Consider the following 19,352-nt stretch of genomic DNA (forward strand, 5'->3'; position numbering starts at 1 on the left):
AAAGATTAAGTGAAAGGCGGTACTTTACATGCAATCGGTATCCCTGGACTGCCATCAGCATATGATCGAAATACAGGACCTTTCCTTCTCATACGGTGATCAGAAGGTGATTTCGGGCCTTAACTATACCGTGAAGGAACGGGATTTCCTGGGGATTATTGGCTCCAACGGCGCAGGCAAAACTACGCTGCTCAAAATGATTGTTGGCCTGCTCCCCGCGACCAGCGGCGAGATTAAGCTATTCGGACAGTCCGTCAAAAGGTTCAAGGATTGGGAGCGGATTGGCTATGTGCCGCAGAAAAACGCGTTCAACCCCCTGTTCCCCGCCACCGTGCGCGAGGTCGTTATGTCGGGTCTGTATAACAATAAGAATCTGATCCGCAGAGTGTCCAAAGCGCAGCAGCAAAAGTGCGAGGATGCGCTGGAGGTTATGCGGATTCAGGATATCGCAGAGAAAAGAGTCGGCCAGTTGTCCGGCGGCCAGCAGCAGCGTGTGTTCCTGGCCCGGGCTCTGATCAATCATCCCGATCTGCTGATTCTGGACGAACCTACCGTTGGCATTGACGCCGAGACGCAGGCCGGATTCTTCGAGCTGATTATGCATATGCATGCCCACCATCACATGACATTTCTGATGGTCTCGCATGATATCGACATGATCAAGAACTATCTGGGCGAGGAGCCGGTGCAAAAGAACGGCAAGATCAACTTCTACTGCCGCCATTCTCATGACGCCCAGGATTGCGTAGAAGATAATTTGCAGCATACGCTCTCGTAAGCGGGCTGAACGGAATTGTTCGGGTGAGCAGTGCGGCCGGGTGTGGCTGCTGCCCATTGGAGTGTGGAGGTAAGCCAATTTGGCCGCAAAAGGTAACTTAGTTGCATTTTGTGCAATTAAAAACTAACTTTTGTGCGCTGCAGCTGGTATAATTGCACTTTGTACACTTATTTTCGCGGAAATAGGCTAAATTGCTGTTTTTCAATTGTTTTAATTGTATGGAATACATTTAAAACCGAAATGCAGTCAGAACAGCGACAAATAGCTGTATGGAATACAGTTACGTAACGGTGTTACGAGGTCGTCCATAGAACGACCTTCCCTTGTCATAAAGGTTCAAGGGTTTTGGTCGTCCATAGTACAACATAGGACGGCCTGCCCTTGTCTTTAGGGTTCAAGGGTTTTGGTCGTCCATAGTACAACATAGGACGGCCTGCCCTTGTCTTTAGGGTTTAAGGTTTTTGGTCGTCCATAGTACAACATAGGACGACCCTGCCTTTGCCTTTAGGGTTTTGGTTGTCCATAGTACAACATAGGCGACCCTGCCTTTGCTTTACGCTTTTACGGCTCATGAAATTACGCATTTACGCTATTTCATATTACTTCTTTGCGTGTTCCATCATTTTTAATTCGTACCTAGATCCCGTAATCGTCAAGCGTGTCCCGATAGGGACGAAAAGCGTTCTCTACTCATAGCGCGACTAAACACCATCAAACCTCACTCCTACGCTAGTTGCTCTTAGCGGGTGTCCAGAGGGCAGAGCCCTTGGGGCCCTCCCTTGGAAGGGAGGGTTTGGGAGGGATCGAAAAGTTGTTATAAAAAGTTTCGCTAAGTATTTGATACTCAGGGGAGATTATAATCTTGGATATTCTATTCAGTGATTTTTTTCAGCGGGCGCTTGCGGGCGGGCTGATGATTGGTATTACCGCGCCGCTGATCGGCGTTTTTCTTGTATTGCGCCGCCTGTCCATGATCGGCGATACGCTGGCGCATGTCACAATTGCCGGTGTGGCGCTCGGTTTCTTAACTGGCTTTTATCCGCTGGGGGTGGGGCTGGTCTTTGCGGTGGTTGCTTCCTTCGCGATTGAGAAGCTGCGCAAGGCCTACAAAAGCTATGCCGAGCTGTCCATCGCCATCATTATGTCGGGTGGGGTCGCGCTGGCTTCACTTTTTTTCACCCTGGGCAAGGGCTATAATGCAGATGTGATGAGCTATTTGTTCGGGAGCATTTATACGCTCGATAATACCGATCTTGTAGTAGTCGGCATAGTGACGCTTGCTGTGGTGATCGTGGTTACGCTGTTTTTCAAGGAGTTCTTCCTGCTTAGCTTTGAGGAGGATGCTGCGAGTGTAAGCGGTCTGCCGGTGAAAATGCTCAATATGCTGATTACTGTGCTTACGGCGCTTGTGATTAGCACGGCGATCAAAATCGTCGGCTCACTGCTGGTGTCAGCGCTGCTGACCATTCCGGTAGCCATCAGCCTGCTGCTGTCGCGCAGCTTCAAATCGTCGGTGATGTTATCCGTAATCATTGCTGAAATCGCAGTTGTAGGCGGCCTGGTGGTTGCAGGGGTGTGGAACCTGGCTCCCGGTGCGACGATTGTTCTGCTGCTGATCGCTCTGCTGGCCCTGACCCTGATCGGCAAAAAAGGGCTGCCAGCTTAAGTTTCTCAGGCCGATGTATCCCGTTTTGCGAAGTGACCCCGAACCGGGAAGGAGAGAAGCCACTTTGTCCAATCTGAATGCAGGAATTGCTTTTGCCGCCGGAGTGGCGTCCTTTATATCGCCTTGCTGTCTGCCGCTGTATCCTTCTTATTTATCGTATATCACCGGCTTGTCCGTCCAGGAGCTGAAGAGCGGCGGGGGCAGGAAAGAGGTCCGGTTCCGCACGCTCACGCATACATTGGCTTTTATCCTGGGTTTCTCTGCGGTTTTCTATACACTCGGCTTTGGGGCCGGTCTGTTCGGGCAATTCTTCAACGGGCAGCGTGACTTGATCCGCCAGCTATCGGCGATTCTGATCATTGCGATGGGACTGTTTCTGCTCGGGATTTTCCAGCCGCAGTTTCTGCTGCGCGAGCGCAAGCTTGACCTCAAATGGAGACCCGCAGGTTATGTCGGCTCATTTGTATTTGGAATTGGCTTTTCCGCAGGGTGGTCGCCTTGCATTGGGCCGATTCTGACCGCCATTATTGCTCTTTCCGCAAGTGATCCGGGCACCTGGTTTGCTATGATTACGGCTTACAGCGCCGGATTTGCTATCCCGTTCTTCGCTTTGGCCTTTTTCCTTGGCGGAGCCAGACGTATTCTGAAATATTCCAATCTGCTGATGAAGCTGGGCGGCGGACTTATGGTTTTCATGGGCCTGCTGCTGTTCACGGATCAGATGTTCCGCATTACGATATGGCTGCAGGGGATCACGCCGGAGTGGCTGAAGTTTTGACGATGGAACCGAAATTAGGTGAAAAAGGATGCAGTTACCGAAAGACTTGCCAAGGAGCGGCAGAAACATGTATCATTGTTAGAGCAAGGCACGGCCCCCGCGCCACGCTCATTATAGAAAAGAGGTAAAGTTGAATGCCAACACCCAGCATGGAGGATTATTTGGAGCGCATATACAAGCTCATTGACGAGAAAGGTTATGCGCGGGTCTCGGATATTGCCGAGGGACTGGAAGTACACCCCTCCTCTGTGACCAAGATGATCCAAAAACTGGATAAGGACGAATATCTCATCTATGAGAAATATCGTGGGCTTGTCCTAACAAGCAAAGGGAAAAAAGTAGGAAAACGTCTCGTTGACCGCCACCAGTTGCTTGAGGAATTCCTCGGCCTGATCGGAGTGCAGCAGGAGCATATTTATAAGGATGTCGAAGGAATTGAACATCATTTGAGCTGGGACTCCATTACGCGTATTGAGACGCTGGTGGAGTATTTTCGGCGTGACGAAGCCCGGCTTCAGACCTTATACGATATTCATCTTGAACTGCTCAGCGACTCATAAATGAAATTGTTTTTGTATGCTTTACCGCAACCTTTCCAGTTTTTTTACGTCAAAACGGATAGCGTTCTTTTATGTTCAGGACTCCGTTTGAGAAGAGAAACGGCCGTCTCCCTTTAATAAGGACGAGAGGGCCGTTTTTTTTGTAAAAAATCATATCTGGGGAGGAACTATGAATTACCGAAAATGGATGTTAGGATTGCTAGTGTTTCTGTTATGCCTGTCAGTAGCGTCACCCAGCGTGCGGGCGGCGGCCGCACAAATTACGATTGAGCTGGATGGCGAAAGTCTGAGCAGCGATGTGCCGCCGTACATAACATCTTCAGGTGTAACCATGGTACCGGTAGGGGTGGTCAGCAAGGGGCTTGGTGCCAAGGTCGAATGGAGTCAGAGCAGCAAGACAGCGACGATCAGCAAAGATGACAACGTGCTTAAGCTGACCAGCGGACGGAACACAGCGCTTGTCAACGAGAATTCAGTGGGGCTGGATACCTCCGTGCAGATCACCCAGGGGCGGGTGATGGTTCCGATTCGTTTTGTGAGCGAGCAGCTTGGGCTGCAGGTGGTATGGAATCAGGCTACCCGGCATATTGCACTATATTCTAATACGGAGATTACTGGACCCGCAAGTCCGGCGACCCCGGCAGTGCCTACCGTGCCGACAGTACCTGTACCCACACCTAGTGTGCCAAAACCAACCGTACCGGCACCAACTGTGCCATCCGTTCCGGGAGTGAAGGCGTCCAAGGAAATGAGGGGTGCCTGGATCTCCACTGTGTTCAATTTGGATTGGCCATCGACTTCTACATCCGGCAATGCGGATAAACAGAAAAAAGAGTTCGACAACCTTCTGGACAAGCTGCAGGCCACCGGCTTCAATGCTGTATTCGTGCAGGTCAGACCCTCAGGGGACAGCCTGTATCCTTCCACTCTTGTTCCCTGGTCCAAGGTGTTGACCGGAACGCAGGGAAAAAACCCGGGGTATGATCCTCTGGAATATATGGTCAGCGCGACCCATGCGCGCGGCATGCAGTTCCACGCCTGGTTCAACCCGTTCCGCGCGACTACGGATGCCAGCACGACGAACCTTGCGAGTAATCATGTGGCGAAAGCCCACCCGGAATGGATCGTCAAAGCAGACAATAAGCTATACATCAATCCAGGCATTCCCGAGGCGCGCCAGCATATTATTGATGTAGTTATGGAAGTGGTGAAGGGCTACAATATTGACGGTGTGCATCTGGATGACTACTTTTATCCATCCGGTGTATCTTTTGCCGATGATGAAGCATTTAAAAACTACAACCCCAAGGGAATCAGTTCTATAGGGGATTGGCGGCGGGATAACATCAATGATTTTATCAGCAAGCTGGGTCAGACCATTCATGGAGTGAAGTCTAATGTTTCTTTTGGCGTAAGCCCGTTTGGCGTGTGGCGCAATAAGAAGGCCGACAGCACCGGTTCGGATACAACAGCAGGTGTTTCTGCTTACGATGATATGTATGCCGATACGCGGACCTGGATACGCAGCGGCTGGATCGACTATATCGCACCGCAGATTTACTGGAGCCTCTCCTTTAACACAGCCCGTTACGACAAGCTGGTTGACTGGTGGGTGAACGAGGTAGCAAATACCGGCGTGAAGCTATACATCGGGCAAGCCACGTATAAGGTTGGAACTGACAAAAGCGCAGAATGGCAGAGCGGCGATCAGATTATCAACCAGCTAAAATATAATGAAAAATACGACGCAGTGGCCGGCAGCATCATGTTCAGAGCGAATGATATTGTAAACCGTGACCCGTTCGGGCTCAACAGCTTATTGACCTTTTATTTCAAGTCATGAAAAATCCCCCGTGCTCATAGATAAGCTATAGGATCTATGGAACGGGGGATGGCTGTCTATGGAGATCAATGCCGTATTTGAAGGCGGAGGCGTGAAGGGAATATCGCTTGCTGGAGCGGTGGACGCCACGGAGCAGGCGGGGGTGACGTTTAAAAGAGTTGCCGGAACCTCCTCAGGTTCCATTATCGCTTCGCTGCTGGCAGCGGGGTATAGCGGTGAGGCGATGAGCCGGATCATTAAGACGACTTCTTTTACCTCTTTTCTGAAACGGGGCGCCATTTATAATACTGCCTATATCGGACCAGCCCTGCGTGTATTGATCAAAAAAGGGCTTTACTCGGGAGAGGCGCTGGAGTCGTGGATACGCGGGGTTTTGCGGGAAAAGGGGATTGTCACATTCAGCGATCTGCCGCAAGGCAAGCTGTCGATTATCGCTTCCGACATTACGAACGGGCGGATTGTTGTGCTGCCGGATGGACTGGAGCAGTACGGCATCTCCCCGGGAGCGTTTGAAGTTGCCAAGGCGGTGCGGATGAGCTGCAGTATTCCGTATTTTTTTGATCCGGTGATGCTGCGGATGAACGGCCGGGCTGCCAAGGGAAAGTCATTTTCCGAGCAATTTGTCTATATGGTGGACGGAGGCATGCTCAGCAATTTCCCGCTGTGGCTCTTCGATGAGCAGGAAGGGGGCTTCAAAAGTCCGGGGCTCAGCACCCCTACGGTGGGCTATCAGCTAATCGGCAAAATGGAGCCGCAGCCGAACCGGATTACCGGACCGTTCAGTATGCTGCAGGCGATGGTGAGCACGATGCTGAACGCCCATGACGAGCGTTACATTGAGAAGGAGAAGTTCGTGCGTACCGTCAAGATTCCTACCCTTGGCATCTCGATGACTGAGTTTCACATTTCACCGGAGCAGAGTGATGAGCTGTACGCGGCGGGATATAAGGCAGGGAAGGAATTCTTTGAAAATTGGCGGCCGCTCCGGAAGCCCAAGATTGTCTAAGTCCGTTCACGGTTAAAAAAGGCATCCCCGCGTCAAGCGGAGATGCCTTTTACTTTGCAACGTTTGCCGGATGGCAAGCGCCGCTAATGATATTTCGGCAGGTGTTCGTCATTTTTGCCCTTGCTGCCTTCGATTACCTGGAACGGATAGGTTTTGCGTTTGCCGGGTGAGGCCTCAGGCTTACGCAGGGCGGCGACTTTGGACATGGTTTTTTGGGAAGGCTTCACTTTCACCCGCGATCTGCCGGCTCCCCGTGCAGTGCCCAAGGGGTTTGCCCTATATGCGTAGAACACAATCCCAAGGAGCAGCAGCGGAATAATTAACGGAGTCAGCGCGCGGAAGCCGATCATCATAAAGTTCGTAACCAAACCCAGTACAGCCAGCGATACGGTTATCCAAAAAATCAAAGCATGCTTGATCATAGATCACTCATCCTTTCGCAGGGTCCAATATTCCGCCTGATACATTTGCTTCAGTATATGTTCCTGCTTCAATTGCGGCATCCAGCTCCCGCATCCGGTTGAACGAGGCGATGGAGACCTCCACCATTTCGTCTTTCGGTTCCTTGGTTGTGAGCAGCTGCAGCCACAGCCCCGGATAGCCCAGGTATTTGAGCCCGGGAATATCTCTTACGGCATTGGTTCCTTTCAGAACCTCAAACGAGATGCCGATCACGACCGGCAGCAGAACAATCCGCTGCACTACGCGTTCCACCAGGCTATCCCAAGGGAACACCGAATAAATAATGACACCGAGGATAATCGTCAGCATCATAAAGCTGCTTCCGCAGCGGTAATGCAGACGGCTATACTTCTGTACGTTCGCTACAGTAAGCTCTTCGCCGGCTTCAAAGGCGCTGATGACCTTGTGCTCGGCTCCATGATACTGGAACAGCCGCTTGATCACCGGGGTCTGCGAGATTGCCCACAAATAGACGAGCAATAGAACCAGCTTGATGCCGCCCTCTACGAGGTTGTGCAGAATGTAGTTATTGAATGCATTCTTGAACAGAAAATCTTCAACAAAGACAGGGACAAGAGTAAAGATCAGCTTACCGACGAGGAAGGATAAAATACCCATGACTGCTACGCCCAAAATCATCCCCAGGCTCCAGCCCTCTTCCTTCTTCTTGGCTTTCTCCTGCTTCTCAGCCGATTCTTCCGGTCCCGTCTCATCTTCGGCATACGATTCCGCCGAATAATTCAGGTGCTTGGAGCCTTTGGCGCTGGAATCTATAATACTGACAAGGCCGCGAAGAAGCGGAATCTTGCGCAGTTTGACGACCCAGGTCTTATCGCTTCTCGGCACCTCCAAAAATGTGATTTCCTGATTCTTCCTTCTTACGGCTGTTACATTGATATGCTTGCCGCCGAACATAACGCCTTCAATGACGGCTTGGCCGCCGTAACTGGGAGTTTCCTGGGACAACCAATTCACCTTCCCGTGTATTAATGTGATTTATATACTACATTGTAACTAATTTATGACGACATTGCTAGTTGGATTGCCTTTTGCTGTACATACTAGGAACAGGGGAGCAGGGAGGCGGCTTGACAGTCTATTTATTGAAAGCGAGGCAGCAAAATGAGCAATTCCAGTAAGCAAAAATCGGAGCATACAAACCCTTGGTTCTTCGCTATGGAGCTGGGCTTTTTCGCCGGACTGATCTGGGGAGGGATACGCTGGCTGATGTATGTGCTGCATTTTACCAAAGTTATACCGGGCTTTTTGGCCGAGCCTTTTTTCAAGCATGAATTTCTGGTGACTGCGGCCGGACAGCTCCTGGGATATTTATTTTTCATCGCCTTCTCGGTGATTGCGTCACTGCTCTATGTGCTGATTTTCCGCAAGCTGAAAGGGCCTTGGCCCGGCATGGTCTACGGAGTCTTATGGTGGTCGGCGGTGTTTCTTGCAGGCTCTTGGTTATTCCTGCAGCAGCGCCCCTTCAGGCTTCCGTGGAATTCGGTAACCAGTGAGTTTTGCCTCTTTTTACTCTGGGGATTGTTCATCGGATATACGGCGGCAAATGAGTACACGGATGAACGAAAACGCGAGCAGCAGACAAACCTTGCCTGAGCGGTCCGAAAAAACTTCTCAAGGGCATGGCCCTATGTTAAAATACAATGTGGCTATTTCGAGAGGAGAATGAAAATGGGCAACAAACGTGTCTCCAAGCTGCGCAAGGTTTTGCAGGAACAGGGATTGGATGCGATGTTAATAACCAGCGGCTTTAACCGCCGCTATTTGAGCGGTTTTACCGGTTCTTCCGGCTATGTTTTTATCACCGGCGATGACAGCTATTTGCTGACTGACTTCAGGTATATGACGCAGGCGGCGGAACAGGTAACAGGCATGAAGGTTATTCAGCATGGTCCGAAGTTCATTGATACTGTTCGCGAGCTGCTGAATGGCGCAAATGTCCGCATTGGCTTCGAGCAGGATGATGTGACCTTCAGCGCCTATACGGCTTATGCGGCTGCCCTGCAACCGGCGGTGCTGGTTCCGGTCTCCAAGGCTGTGGAGAATCTGCGGATGTTCAAGGATGAAGATGAACTGGCGGTAATGCAGCGTGCTGCCGATCTGGCGGATGCCACCTTCAACCACATCGTGAAAGTGATCAAGCCTGGTATGACTGAACGTGATGTAGATCTGGAAATGGAATTCTACATGCGCACCCACGGCGCAACCTCATCATCGTTCGATACGATTGTCGCTTCCGGCGAACGGTCGGCGATGCCGCATGGTGTGGCAAGCAGCAAGGTCATTCAGAACAATGAATTCGTAACCTTCGATTTCGGCGCACTGCTGGACGGTTACTGCTCGGACGTAACGCGTACGATTGCTCTGGGCACTCCGGACCCTAAGCTGAAGGAAATTTACGATGTTGTGCTTGAAGCGCAGCTACATACGCTGGCGAATATCAAGCCGGGCATGACCGGACGGGAATGTGATGCATTGGCCCGTGATATCATCACCCGTTACGGCTATGGTGAATATTTCGGCCACAGCACAGGGCATGGATTGGGTATGGAGGTTCATGAAAACCCGCGTTTGTCCAAGCTGGCGGATGAAATTATGGAGCCGGGCATGGTCGTGACTGTAGAGCCAGGCATTTACTTGTCAGGTCTTGGCGGTGTGCGGATCGAAGATGATATTGTGATTACCGAAAGCGGTATTATGCTGCTGACTCATTCTTCGAAGGATTATTTGGTACTGTAAGGCTGCTTTAATCAGGTAAATTATTGATTCCAGGAGGGATTTTTAGTGATTTCAGTTAACGATTTCAAAACAGGCTTGACAGTAGAAGTAGAGGGGGATATTTTTACCGTCCTCGATTTCCAGCACGTTAAGCCGGGTAAAGGCGCTGCATTCGTGCGCTCCAAGCTTAAGAACCTGCGCAACGGCAACACCGTTGAGCGTACTTTCCGTGCCGGTGAAACAATTGGCCGTGCAATCATCGAAAACCGCGGTGTACAGTACCTGTATGCAAGCGGTTCGGATCATGTATTCATGGACAACGAAACCTATGACCAGTTCGAATTGTCCGCTAAGCAATTGGAGTGGGAGCTTAACTTCCTGAAAGAAAACATGACGGTGAACATCGTCAGCTATCAAGGTGAAATCCTCGGGATTAACCTGCCTACCAGCGTTGAGCTGAAGGTTACGGAAACTGAGCCAGGCGTAAAAGGCAACACGGCTCAAGGCGCAACCAAAGCGGCTACCGTTGAGACAGGGTTGACGGTTCAGGTTCCGCTATTCATCAACGAGGGCGACGTTCTGCTGATCGACACCCGCGAAGGTAAATACATCTCCCGCGCGTAGGGAGTGTTTAGTTTTTAAATTTATACCGGCCTCCCCGCATTTTGCGGTGGGGGTTTTTTGTTGTGTCACGGAAAAAGCGTTTGAAATTATGTCAAAGCATACTATGAGTAATTGTGATGTAACAGAATTATCTGGCATTTAGCTGAAAGGTGTTACCGAGGAGATACTACACTACACTTGGGATGAGAGGCTTACAGAACTTCAATGTATCACCCGGTATCATGTTTTGATGCAGATGCATCAGAATAAAGAGCTGCTGTGCAAAAAAACTATTGAAAAACTCAAAGAAGAATTCCAAGATTATACTATTAATGCTGGGCACAAGAAACTTAAAAGGTGATCAATCACCAAAAAAATAAAAAATAGTGGAGGTATGGATGATTACACCACAAGAGTTTTTAGACAATTGGGATAAGGAAACTTATGGTCTAGTTAAATATGATCATTTATTCATAGACACATTTTCCTTATCTCAAGAATCAAAGCATTTCTTGATTAAGGCGGGTTTACCGGAATCGGCTCCCCCTTTTCTAACTTTTGAATCCTCGGCTAAAGGAGGTGGGGTAAGATTAACTGAGAAATATAACGACGCTGAACCTCTCTATTCGAAATATATATATGTTGGATTCACTGGTAGCGGTCATCCCATATGTATTAATGAGGAGAATGATGAGGTCATATATATTGACTATGACAAGGATAATGAAGAAGTAATTATCAATTCTTCAATAGCACAGTTTGCGGAATCCTTGTTAGTCTATGTGGATTTTATTAAAAAAATTAAAGCTGAAAATGGTAGAAGAGCATTTATTGAAAGAAAAGCAACTAGAGATTTGCTGCAATGGATCACTAACAGACTTGAGGAGATAGATCCTGATTCCCTTACTCAAGGGAGTTTATGGGGAGAGGAGCTAAATAATTTTCAATTCTAAGATTTCGGACTATCATAACGCTTTTCCGTTACATTGAACAGGTCGATTATGGTCAGAAACCGCCATGATTGACTTGTTTTTTGTTATTATCGTTTTAGCTCGCGTTGACCCTAAGGTGACAAAAGGGTGATCGGGGAAACATAAAGAATCTTTGATGGACTTGGAGGCTTTAAATGTTAAATCTGCAATCTTTGTCCGGCTTCAATTTTTATCCTGCAGTTGAGGAGGATGAAATCAACAAGGTGGAGATGGAAATGAGTTTGAATTTCCCTAACGTATTTAGGGAACTTTTAAAATTGGCTAACGGCTTTGAAACAGAAGAAGGCGTCTTAATATTTGGTACTGATATTATTGTTGAAAGAAATCAAACATACGAGGTCTCAGAGTACGCTAAAGGTTATTTAGCTGTAGGGAGTAACGGCGGAGGCAAGTTCTACTTGATGTCAGCAAATGAGGACTCCACTGAAATATTGCAAGTAGATGCAGGAGTTATGAATCCAGAATTTGCTTCCCTAGTCAGTAAGGATTTCATAAATTGGATAAATAATGGGGCAATAAACATTGATTTGTTAGAAGAAGGGGGATATTTAATTTAAGCGCAACTAAATGCGACAGACACAACAAAGCTCCAGCGATACCACAAAACCGGGCACTGCAGCGATTTCCTGCGGTGAAGTATTCTTTTTTGGCTGCCGGAAGACGGGCTGTTTGGAAAATCGGCGGATTTTTTTGTGAAACCATTAACGCATGAGAGGTTTTTCGTATTATACTGATTTAAAGCACGAAACTAAATTAGAGCAACTACATAGACCGAAATAGGGAGTGAATGAGACTTTGTCACTTTATGTCATGAAATTCGGAGGCAGCTCCGTCGGCGACATTGAACGAATGAAACGTGTCGCTAAACGCATCGCAGATAAGCAGGATGAGGGGCACCGCTGCGTTGTGGTTGTATCCGCTATGGGAGATACCACGGATGACTTGATTGATCAGGCCAAGGAGCTGAACGAGCAGCCGCCCGCGCGTGAAATGGATATGCTGATGACTACAGGAGAGCAAATCTCCGTCGCACTTCTCTCCATTGCCCTGCACGGGATTGGGCGTAACGCTGTGTCCTATACGGGCTGGCAGGCCGGTTTCCGGACGGATGAGACGCATGGCCGGGCACGGATTAATGAAATCCTCCCCCAACGCGTTCTGGATTCGCTGGAGCGGGAGCAGATTGTCATTGTTGCCGGTTTTCAAGGGATGACTGTGGATGGCGAGATTACGACTCTGGGCCGTGGCGGTTCGGATACTACAGCGGTAGCGCTGGCTGCAGCGATCAATGCGGATGTCTGCGAAATCTATACCGACGTGGATGGCATTTATTCCACAGATCCGCGTATTGTGAAGACCGCGCGCAAGCTGAAGGAAATCTCTTATGATGAGATGCTGGAGCTGGCCAATCTCGGCGCGGCTGTGCTTCATCCGCGTGCCGTAGAATATGCCAAACGATATCAAGTGAAGCTGGTCGTCAGATCAAGCTTTAATCATAATGAAGGTACTGTTGTGAAGGAGGAAGCAAGCATGGAGCAGGGTGTAGTAGTTAGCGGAATCGCTTATGACAAAAATGTGGCACGGATCAGTATTCTGGGAGTGCCTGATGAGCCGGGTGTGCTCGCTCAGGTATTCGGCAAGCTGGCCCAAGAAGGTGTGGACGTCGATATTATCGTGCAGAGCGGCGTACAGAACGATAAGGCGGACTTCTCCTTCACGGTGGCGCTGAGCGAGCTGGCTCATGCCAAGGAGGTTATCGAGGGGCTGCACCGCGTGCTGCCTTACCGTGAAGTGACCTCTGAGGATAACCTGGTCAAGGTATCCATTGTCGGAGCGGGCATGGTAAGCCATCCCGGCGTAGCCGCGCAAATGTTCGAGGTGATTTCCAAAGAGGGCGTAAGCATCAAGATGGTCAGCACCTCAGAAATCAAGGTATCCTGCGTGATTGATTCCGGAAACCTGCAGCAGATCATCCAGTCGCTTCACACCGCCTACAATCTGGATACGGAAGAGCAGGCTTTTGTCGGAGGTCCTAAGGACCGCCGCTAGGCACAATAAAAACAGTAAAGTCCCATTCTCCACGCATGTGTGGAGAATGGGACTTTTTCTTTTGGAAAGTGATTTCTAGCCCAGCCGCTTGAACCGCCCCAGAATCTCTACCGTTTCCAGTACGTTGACGAACGATTTCGGATCAGTTTCCAGGATCGTTTTTCTGAGCTCGGCCAGCTCGTAGCGGGTGGTTACCGTCATAAGCATGGTGTTGCCTTCATGGCTGTATCCGCCCTCGGCGTTGACAACGGTGACCCCGTGGGGCAGACAGTTCAGACGGCTCAGCATCTTCTCCCGCTCCTTCGTGACGATGAAGCAGGTCAGCTTGATGTGGCGGATATGGATCATATCGACCACACGGCTTTTGACGAAGATACAGAGCATGGCGTACAGGGCGGAGTCCCAGCTTTTGAAGAAGCCCAGGCTCAGGATGACAAGGCCATCCAGCACGAACAGCACCGTACCCATCGGAATATCCCGCTTGCGGGTAATGATGGAGCCCAGAATGTCAAATCCCCCGGAGGACCCCCCCGCGCGAAGCGAGAAGCCGACGCCCCCGGCGATGATAACGCCCCCGAAGATGCTTGCCAGAATCGGGTCCTTGGTCAGCTTGACCAAAGGAATGATGTTCAGAAACCAGGTGGTGGACACGACGGACAGCAGACTATAGCAGATGTATTTTTTCCCTACGGCCACAAAGCCCCAAATCAGGATCGGCAGGTTGATGCCGAAATAATACAGCGAAATGTACTTTGGATTTGTTAAATAACCAATGACCGATGCCGTTCCCGCCACCCCGCCGCTGAGAAGCTGATGCGGAATGAGGAACAGGCGAAGCCCGCTCGCAAGCAGAAAAGCCGAGATAATAATGATGGCGACTTCCTTAACCTGCTTGGCTACCGTCCCTGAAACGAGCGGCACTATGAAATTACGAACCTGCATGACAAAAATCCCCTCTTCTTCCGATGTCTTTATCTACGTTTTGGATGCTGCTTGAAAATATCAGGAGCTCTTAGTTTGTCCAACAGACGGCCCTTATATTTTCCAGATCCACTTTCATAATAAGTGCAAAATTTATTTTATCATACCGATGATATTTTTTTATAGAGGGAATCACTATGATTTCTTTCACAACTTGGTATAATCGCCCATTTCTTCTTGTCTAAAGTGGTCCCGTCCAGCATATTCATGGATTACAGCCGATAGATTTGTGAAAAAGGAGTGAAGCGGATTGGACAAGTATGTGAGCTGGATGGCGGCACTGCGTCTGCTCTCGGGCAGTGTGGAAATAATGGCGGCGCTGCTCATGCTGAAGCTGAACCAGGTGGATAAGGCGCTGGCGGTCAATTCCGGGCTGGCTCTGGTAGGACCTACTATTCTGATTCTGACTACAGCGGTAGGGCTAACGGGGATGGCGCAGGAGCTGTCTTGGGGCAAGCTGGGCTGGATTGGCTGCGGGGTAGCTTTTCTCTTAATCGGAATTCTAAAAAAATGATAGATGATAGTCATAAAGATCACGTACAAGCATAAGTATGGATTAAAGCTAATTAAGTAGAGGACAACTTGGGGGTACTCTGTATGGCAAATGACTGGCTGCTGTTGTTTCCCGAAAAAGTAAGAGCGCTGCTGAGCATCCTCCCGGCTTCCCTGCTGGACAAGGTGGAGGAAATCCGCGTCCGCGAAGGGCGCCCGCTGGAGATTAATTATTCCGGCGGAAAATATCATTTTCTCGGCACGGACAAAAGCCTGACTCTAAGACCCGAAGAAGCGTACAAGCCGGACCGGGAGGATACACACCGGCTCCTTGACCTGATCAGCAATCATTCGCTCTATACGATGGAAGAAGAGCTGCGCAAAGGGTTCATCACGATCCCCGGCGGACACCGGATCGGCCTATCCGGCCGAACCGTGCTGAGCGGCGGAGGCGTGGAGCATCTGCGGGACATCACCGGCTTCAATGTCCGGATTGCCCGCGAGATGCCCGGCATTGCCGACGGTGTGCTGCCCTACCTGTTCGACAGGGGGCGGCAGCGGATGCTGCATACGCTGATCCTCTCGCCGCCGCAGCACGGCAAAACCACGCTGCTGCGCGATCTCGCCCGGCAGATCTCGGCAGGAGGAAGCGGGCGCGAGGGCGTCCGGCCTGGACTGAAGGTCGGCATCGTAGATGAGCGCTCGGAAATCGCGGGCAGCCGCCGCGGGATTCCCGCGTTTGATGTCGGCCCGCGGACGGACATCCTCGACGGCTGTCCCAAAGCCGAAGGCATGATGATGATGATCCGCTCGCTCTCTCCCGATGTGCTCATCGCCGATGAGATCGGCCGTCCTGAAGACGCCGAAGCGGTTACCGAAGCGCTGCATGCCGGCATCTCGGTTGTCGCTTCGGCCCACGGCAAGGAAGTGTCCGAGCTGGCCCGGCGGCCCGCCCTGGGGGGACTGCTGGAGCACCAAATGTTCGAGCGTTATGTCATTCTCCACCGTACGGAGAAGGGGCTGATCTTCCGCATCCTGGACGGGCAGAAGCGCGGGCTGCTGCTGGTCTCGCCCGAGGAACGGCTGGGTGGTGACAGCCATGCTTAAGCTGTTCGGAGCCGTGTTAATTGTACTGGCCGCCACGCTGGCAGGGTTCAAAAGGGCTGCACAATACGCTGACCGGCCCAGGCACATTAGAGGCTTGATCGCTGCCCTGCAGCGGCTGGAGACTGAAATCCAGTACGGCTTCACCCCGCTGCCGGAGGCGCTCCGCCGGATCGGGCAGCAGTCGAAGGAGCCGCTGCAGGCCTTTTTCCTCACAGCCGCCGCTGAGATGAGTCCGCCGCTGGACCGCAGCGCCGAAGAAGCGATTCGCAAGGCGATGGATGCCCATTGGAAGGCGGCCTCCCTGAAAGGAACGGAGAAGGAAATTCTCCGGCAGCTTAGCTGCACGCTGGGCACCAGCGACAGGTCGAATCAGAGCACTCATATTAAGCTGGCTTTGCAGCAGTTGAAGCAGGAGGAGACAGTGGCCAGAGAAGATCAGGGCAAATATGAAAAAATGAGCAAAAGCCTGGGTCTGCTGCTTGGAGCATTGATCGTCATATTGATCTTTTAGCGAGGTGCCAGGAATGAATATTGAAGTCAACGCGATCTTTCAGATTGCCGGCATCGGCATCATCATTGCCATGATCCACACGGTGCTTAAGCAGATGGGAAAAGAGGAAATCGCCCACTGGGTAACGATTGTCGGCTTTATCATCGTGCTCTTTATGGTCATCCGCATGCTGGACGGCCTGCTGCATGAAATCAAATCCATTTTTCTTTTTCAATAGGCCAAGGCTATGGAGATTATTCAAGTGGTGGGAATTGGGCTCTTGTCGACCGTCCTGATCCTTGTACTGAAGGAACAAAAGCCGATGTTCGCCTTCCTGCTGACCACTGCCGCCGGCATTCTGATCTTCCTCTTCCTGATCGGCAAAATCGGAACGGTTCTGGGGACGCTGGAGCGGGTGGCGGAGTCTTCCGGGATGGAAATGATCTATATCAAAACTGTGTTCAAAATCATCGGGATTTCCTATATCGCAGAGTTCGGGGCGCAGATTGTGCGCGATGCCGGGCAGGAGTCGATTGCCTCCAAGATAGAGCTGGCAGGCAAAGTGCTGATCATGGTGCTGGCCGTGCCGATCATCAGCATTATTATCGAAACGGTGATGAAGCTTCTGCCCGCTTGACCCGTGAGACATAAGAAGCTAACCAAATTCGGAGGCGGGAGGAAAAGGTATGCAGGCGCGCTTGGTTTTTCGGCCTCCAAAACTAAAAACGATCCTGCTGCTTCTGCCTTGCCTGCTGCTGCTTTGGTGTTCGGGAACTGCGCTTGCTTCCGGAGCAGCCCCGTCTCCGTCTCCGCAGCCTTCAACTCAGGGAGGCTCCTCCCCGGTTGACCAGTGGGTAAAAGGCCAGGTACAGAACCTGCCCACAGGTGAGGTGGAGTCGTACTGGGATCAACTGATGAAGGACTACGGGGGATTTTTTCCGGAAGGCAAAACGCCTTCGCTCATGGATATGCTGCTGCCGGGCGAAGGCGGCCTGAGCTTCAAAAGCATCCTGTCCGGGCTCACATCCTTCATGTGGCATGAGGTGCTGTACAACGGCAAGCTGCTGGTCACGATTGTAATGATCAGTGTGCTCAGTATGATTCTGGAGACGCTGCAGACCGCTTTTGAACGCAAATCCGTCAGTAAAATCGCCTACATGCTCTGCTACATGGTGGTGCTGGTCATTGCTGTCAACAGCTTCAATATCGCTATCGGCTATGCCAAGGATGCCATCGACCGGATGATCGACTTCATGATGGCGATGATTCCGCTGCTGTTCGCCTTGCTGGCTTCCATGGGGAATATCGTCACGGTATCCGTCACCCATCCGCTGATTGTCTTCATGATCCACACCGTGGGTTCGCTCATTCATACCATAGTTTTTCCGCTGCTGTTCTTCTCGGCGGTGCTGCATCTGGTGAGCGCGATGTCGGACAAATACAAGCTGACCCAGCTTGCCAATCTGCTGCGTAATATCGGAGCCGGACTGCTGGGGGTGCTGCTGACCGTATTCCTCGGCGTGATCTCTGTCAGGGGGATTACCAGCTCGGTGACGGACGGAGTGACCATCCGCGCCGCCAAATATATTTCAGGAAATTTCGTGCCGGTCATCGGCAAAATGTTCGCGGACGCTACCGACACCGTCATTTCGGCGTCGCTCCTGGTGAAGAATGCCATCGGGCTATCGGGCGTCATTATCATTTTGTTCCTGTGTGCTTTTCCGGCCATTAAAATACTGGTGCTCGCCTTGATCTACAACGTGGCAGCCGCCGTGATGCAGCCTTTGGGAGAGACACCGATTGTGTCCTGCCTGCAGACCATCGGCAAAAGCATGATCTACGTCTTTGCGGCGCTGGCCGCCGTATCGCTGATGTTCTTTCTGGCCGTCACGATTATGCTGACCGCGGGCAATGTCACCGTCATGATGAGGTGAGGGGGAAGATTTTTCGAAGCTGAGTCGAGGGTGTACTGCTCAAAACACTTGAAGGAGGTATACGATGACCTGGTTGGGCGGATGGCTGCGGGAGCTTATTCTGGTGGTGCTGATGGCCGCTTTCGTGGAAATGCTGCTGCCGAGCAAATCCATGGAGCGTTACGCCAGGCTGGTGCTCAGCCTGCTGGTGCTGCTGACCATACTGAGCCCAATCGTGTCCATGCTGAAGGGGGACGCCACAGGCGAGCTGAGTCTGGCAATGAAGCAGCAGGAGAAGGATGGCGGATTGCTGTCAGGAGCGGGAAAAGGTGCGGGCTCCCTGGAGAAAATTCTGGCGGACGGCAGGCTGCTGGCAGCGGGTGCGCAAGAGCAAAGCCTGAAGCTTGCTGCCGAAGAGGTGGCAGGACAGATGCGGGATCAGATCGCTTCCAGCACCGGCGTGCAGGGAGCCAAGGTTACGGTGACACTGGGCATGGGAAAATCCCAAAGCGGCCTCAGCGGAGAAATGGTTCCCGTGATTGCCTCGGTGACAGTTGCCCTGCCGGCAGCGGTTCCGGCTGCCGGAGCAGGCAGCGGCAACATGGGAGCTTCGGGCACTGCTACCGGATCAGCGGCTTCAGAGCCGATTGTAATTGCGCCAGTGGCACCGGTGCAGGTTAACGTTGGCGCTGACAAGGAAGCGGATGATGCATCCCGGACAGCTTCTGCGGGTTCGCCGGATAACGGCAGCGGCACTGCGGGGGCCGGTACGGACACAGGCCAAACCGAGTCGATCATCAAGCTGCTGGAGCAGAATTGGAATCTGGACCGGGGAGTGATTGAGGTGAAGAGCAGCCGAACCGGTGCAGCGAAATTATAAGAATTACCTACAGCGT

22 protein-coding genes are annotated in these 19,352 nt (G+C 51.3%); 19 read left to right on the forward strand and 3 right to left on the reverse strand.

Annotated features, from left to right (window positions below):
* Nucleotides 1–28: 28 nt before the first annotated feature.
* The 6 genes from ACX1DY_RS10085 (at nt 29) to ACX1DY_RS10110 (ending at nt 6,631) form a co-directional block, all read left to right on the forward strand.
* Nucleotides 29–778, forward strand: a complete 750-nt coding sequence (locus ACX1DY_RS10085; protein ID WP_458964065.1) for a metal ABC transporter ATP-binding protein — start codon at nt 29–31, stop codon at nt 776–778.
* An 862-nt stretch (nt 779–1,640) separates the two neighbouring features.
* On the forward strand, nt 1,641–2,444 hold the full coding sequence (locus ACX1DY_RS10090; RefSeq protein ID WP_458964066.1) for a metal ABC transporter permease: 804 nt from the start codon (nt 1,641–1,643) through the stop codon (nt 2,442–2,444).
* Nucleotides 2,445–2,508: 64 nt separating this feature from the next.
* Nucleotides 2,509–3,222 carry a cytochrome c biogenesis CcdA family protein gene (locus ACX1DY_RS10095; RefSeq protein WP_458964067.1) on the forward strand — a complete coding sequence of 238 codons (714 nt, stop codon included), beginning with the start codon at nt 2,509–2,511 and terminating at the stop codon, nt 3,220–3,222.
* A 134-nt stretch (nt 3,223–3,356) separates the two neighbouring features.
* A complete protein-coding gene (gene mntR / locus ACX1DY_RS10100; RefSeq protein ID WP_458964068.1) occupies nt 3,357–3,782 on the forward strand; it encodes a transcriptional regulator MntR in 426 nt (141 codons plus the stop codon).
* A gap of 169 nt (nt 3,783–3,951) precedes the next feature.
* Nucleotides 3,952–5,625, forward strand: coding sequence for a family 10 glycosylhydrolase (locus tag ACX1DY_RS10105; protein WP_458964069.1), 1,674 nt, complete (start codon nt 3,952–3,954; stop codon nt 5,623–5,625).
* Nucleotides 5,626–5,683: 58 nt separating this feature from the next.
* Nucleotides 5,684–6,631: a patatin-like phospholipase family protein gene (locus ACX1DY_RS10110; RefSeq protein ID WP_458964070.1), complete on the forward strand. Its 948-nt coding sequence runs from the start codon at nt 5,684–5,686 to the stop codon at nt 6,629–6,631.
* An 83-nt stretch (nt 6,632–6,714) separates the two neighbouring features.
* On the opposite strand, the gene ACX1DY_RS10115 is transcribed toward ACX1DY_RS10110, so the two are convergent.
* Together ACX1DY_RS10115 and ACX1DY_RS10120 are read right to left on the reverse strand one after the other, a co-directional pair.
* On the reverse strand, nt 6,715–7,053 hold the full coding sequence (locus ACX1DY_RS10115) for a hypothetical protein (RefSeq protein ID WP_458964071.1): 339 nt from the start codon (nt 7,051–7,053) through the stop codon (nt 6,715–6,717).
* A 7-nt stretch (nt 7,054–7,060) separates the two neighbouring features.
* Nucleotides 7,061–8,008, reverse strand: coding sequence for a DUF1385 domain-containing protein (locus ACX1DY_RS10120; RefSeq protein ID WP_458964308.1), 948 nt, complete (start codon nt 8,006–8,008; stop codon nt 7,061–7,063).
* 207 nt (nt 8,009–8,215) lie between these two features.
* Here ACX1DY_RS10120 and ACX1DY_RS10125 point away from each other — a divergent pair, with 207 nt between their 5' ends.
* From ACX1DY_RS10125 to ACX1DY_RS10150, 6 genes are all read left to right on the forward strand, one after another.
* On the forward strand, nt 8,216–8,707 hold the full coding sequence (locus tag ACX1DY_RS10125; RefSeq protein WP_458964072.1) for a YqhR family membrane protein: 492 nt from the start codon (nt 8,216–8,218) through the stop codon (nt 8,705–8,707).
* A gap of 75 nt (nt 8,708–8,782) precedes the next feature.
* Nucleotides 8,783–9,850: a M24 family metallopeptidase gene (locus tag ACX1DY_RS10130; RefSeq protein ID WP_458964073.1), complete on the forward strand. Its 1,068-nt coding sequence runs from the start codon at nt 8,783–8,785 to the stop codon at nt 9,848–9,850.
* 45 nt (nt 9,851–9,895) lie between these two features.
* Nucleotides 9,896–10,453, forward strand: a complete 558-nt coding sequence (gene efp, locus ACX1DY_RS10135) for an elongation factor P (protein ID WP_458964074.1) — start codon at nt 9,896–9,898, stop codon at nt 10,451–10,453.
* 377 nt (nt 10,454–10,830) lie between these two features.
* The gene (locus ACX1DY_RS10140) at nt 10,831–11,385 is read left to right on the forward strand and encodes an SUKH-4 family immunity protein (protein WP_458964075.1); all 555 of its coding nucleotides are present in this window, start codon (nt 10,831–10,833) and stop codon (nt 11,383–11,385) included.
* Between the two features lie 173 nt (nt 11,386–11,558).
* On the forward strand, nt 11,559–11,981 hold the full coding sequence (locus ACX1DY_RS10145) for an SMI1/KNR4 family protein (RefSeq protein ID WP_458964076.1): 423 nt from the start codon (nt 11,559–11,561) through the stop codon (nt 11,979–11,981).
* Nucleotides 11,982–12,219: 238 nt separating this feature from the next.
* Entirely contained in the window at nt 12,220–13,473 is a 1,254-nt protein-coding gene (locus ACX1DY_RS10150; RefSeq protein ID WP_458964077.1) for an aspartate kinase, read from the forward strand.
* Nucleotides 13,474–13,548: 75 nt separating this feature from the next.
* On the opposite strand, the gene ACX1DY_RS10155 is transcribed toward ACX1DY_RS10150, so the two are convergent.
* A complete protein-coding gene (locus ACX1DY_RS10155) occupies nt 13,549–14,415 on the reverse strand; it encodes a YitT family protein (RefSeq protein ID WP_458964078.1) in 867 nt (288 codons plus the stop codon).
* Between the two features lie 289 nt (nt 14,416–14,704).
* Between ACX1DY_RS10155 and ACX1DY_RS10160 the strand changes: the two genes are divergently transcribed.
* From ACX1DY_RS10160 to ACX1DY_RS10190, 7 genes are all read left to right on the forward strand, one after another.
* Nucleotides 14,705–14,968, forward strand: a complete 264-nt coding sequence (locus tag ACX1DY_RS10160) for a YqhV family protein (RefSeq protein ID WP_458964079.1) — start codon at nt 14,705–14,707, stop codon at nt 14,966–14,968.
* Nucleotides 14,969–15,051: 83 nt separating this feature from the next.
* The gene (gene spoIIIAA, locus ACX1DY_RS10165; RefSeq protein ID WP_458964080.1) at nt 15,052–16,053 is read left to right on the forward strand and encodes a stage III sporulation protein AA; all 1,002 of its coding nucleotides are present in this window, start codon (nt 15,052–15,054) and stop codon (nt 16,051–16,053) included.
* Nucleotides 16,046–16,564, forward strand: a complete 519-nt coding sequence (gene spoIIIAB, locus ACX1DY_RS10170; protein WP_458964081.1) for a stage III sporulation protein SpoIIIAB — start codon at nt 16,046–16,048, stop codon at nt 16,562–16,564. The genes spoIIIAA and spoIIIAB overlap by 8 nt, the downstream gene beginning before the upstream one ends.
* Nucleotides 16,565–16,577: 13 nt before the next feature.
* Nucleotides 16,578–16,781, forward strand: coding sequence for a stage III sporulation protein AC (spoIIIAC, locus tag ACX1DY_RS10175; RefSeq protein ID WP_019909657.1), 204 nt, complete (start codon nt 16,578–16,580; stop codon nt 16,779–16,781).
* A 9-nt stretch (nt 16,782–16,790) separates the two neighbouring features.
* Nucleotides 16,791–17,180: a stage III sporulation protein AD gene (spoIIIAD, locus tag ACX1DY_RS10180; RefSeq protein WP_028530650.1), complete on the forward strand. Its 390-nt coding sequence runs from the start codon at nt 16,791–16,793 to the stop codon at nt 17,178–17,180.
* 49 nt (nt 17,181–17,229) lie between these two features.
* The gene (gene spoIIIAE, locus ACX1DY_RS10185) at nt 17,230–18,477 is read left to right on the forward strand and encodes a stage III sporulation protein AE (RefSeq protein ID WP_458964082.1); all 1,248 of its coding nucleotides are present in this window, start codon (nt 17,230–17,232) and stop codon (nt 18,475–18,477) included.
* Between the two features lie 64 nt (nt 18,478–18,541).
* Entirely contained in the window at nt 18,542–19,336 is a 795-nt protein-coding gene (locus ACX1DY_RS10190) for a stage III sporulation protein AF (RefSeq protein ID WP_458964083.1), read from the forward strand.
* Nucleotides 19,337–19,352: the final 16 nt, after the last annotated feature.

Source organism: Paenibacillus sp. BAC0078 (assembly GCF_054483875.1).

What these genes read in the sequence shown, in the direction of transcription:
- spoIIIAC (WP_019909657.1), top strand. Translation starts at nt 16,578, where the DNA reads ATGAATATTGAAGTCAACGCGATCTTTCAGATTGCCGGCATCGGCATC.
- ACX1DY_RS10130 (WP_458964073.1), top strand. Translation starts at nt 8,783, where the DNA reads ATGGGCAACAAACGTGTCTCCAAGCTGCGCAAGGTTTTGCAGGAACAG.
- ACX1DY_RS10115 (WP_458964071.1), bottom strand. Translation starts at nt 7,053, where the DNA reads ATGATCAAGCATGCTTTGATTTTTTGGATAACCGTATCGCTGGCTGTA.
- ACX1DY_RS10125 (WP_458964072.1), top strand. Translation starts at nt 8,216, where the DNA reads ATGAGCAATTCCAGTAAGCAAAAATCGGAGCATACAAACCCTTGGTTC.
- ACX1DY_RS10120 (WP_458964308.1), bottom strand. Translation starts at nt 8,008, where the DNA reads ATGTTCGGCGGCAAGCATATCAATGTAACAGCCGTAAGAAGGAAGAAT.
- spoIIIAE (WP_458964082.1), top strand. Translation starts at nt 17,230, where the DNA reads ATGCAGGCGCGCTTGGTTTTTCGGCCTCCAAAACTAAAAACGATCCTG.
- spoIIIAD (WP_028530650.1), top strand. Translation starts at nt 16,791, where the DNA reads ATGGAGATTATTCAAGTGGTGGGAATTGGGCTCTTGTCGACCGTCCTG.
- ACX1DY_RS10110 (WP_458964070.1), top strand. Translation starts at nt 5,684, where the DNA reads ATGGAGATCAATGCCGTATTTGAAGGCGGAGGCGTGAAGGGAATATCG.
- mntR (WP_458964068.1), top strand. Translation starts at nt 3,357, where the DNA reads ATGCCAACACCCAGCATGGAGGATTATTTGGAGCGCATATACAAGCTC.
- spoIIIAB (WP_458964081.1), top strand. Translation starts at nt 16,046, where the DNA reads ATGCTTAAGCTGTTCGGAGCCGTGTTAATTGTACTGGCCGCCACGCTG.
- ACX1DY_RS10155 (WP_458964078.1), bottom strand. Translation starts at nt 14,415, where the DNA reads ATGCAGGTTCGTAATTTCATAGTGCCGCTCGTTTCAGGGACGGTAGCC.
- ACX1DY_RS10105 (WP_458964069.1), top strand. Translation starts at nt 3,952, where the DNA reads ATGAATTACCGAAAATGGATGTTAGGATTGCTAGTGTTTCTGTTATGC.
- spoIIIAA (WP_458964080.1), top strand. Translation starts at nt 15,052, where the DNA reads ATGGCAAATGACTGGCTGCTGTTGTTTCCCGAAAAAGTAAGAGCGCTG.
- ACX1DY_RS10140 (WP_458964075.1), top strand. Translation starts at nt 10,831, where the DNA reads ATGATTACACCACAAGAGTTTTTAGACAATTGGGATAAGGAAACTTAT.
- ACX1DY_RS10085 (WP_458964065.1), top strand. Translation starts at nt 29, where the DNA reads ATGCAATCGGTATCCCTGGACTGCCATCAGCATATGATCGAAATACAG.
- ACX1DY_RS10190 (WP_458964083.1), top strand. Translation starts at nt 18,542, where the DNA reads ATGACCTGGTTGGGCGGATGGCTGCGGGAGCTTATTCTGGTGGTGCTG.
- ACX1DY_RS10145 (WP_458964076.1), top strand. Translation starts at nt 11,559, where the DNA reads ATGTTAAATCTGCAATCTTTGTCCGGCTTCAATTTTTATCCTGCAGTT.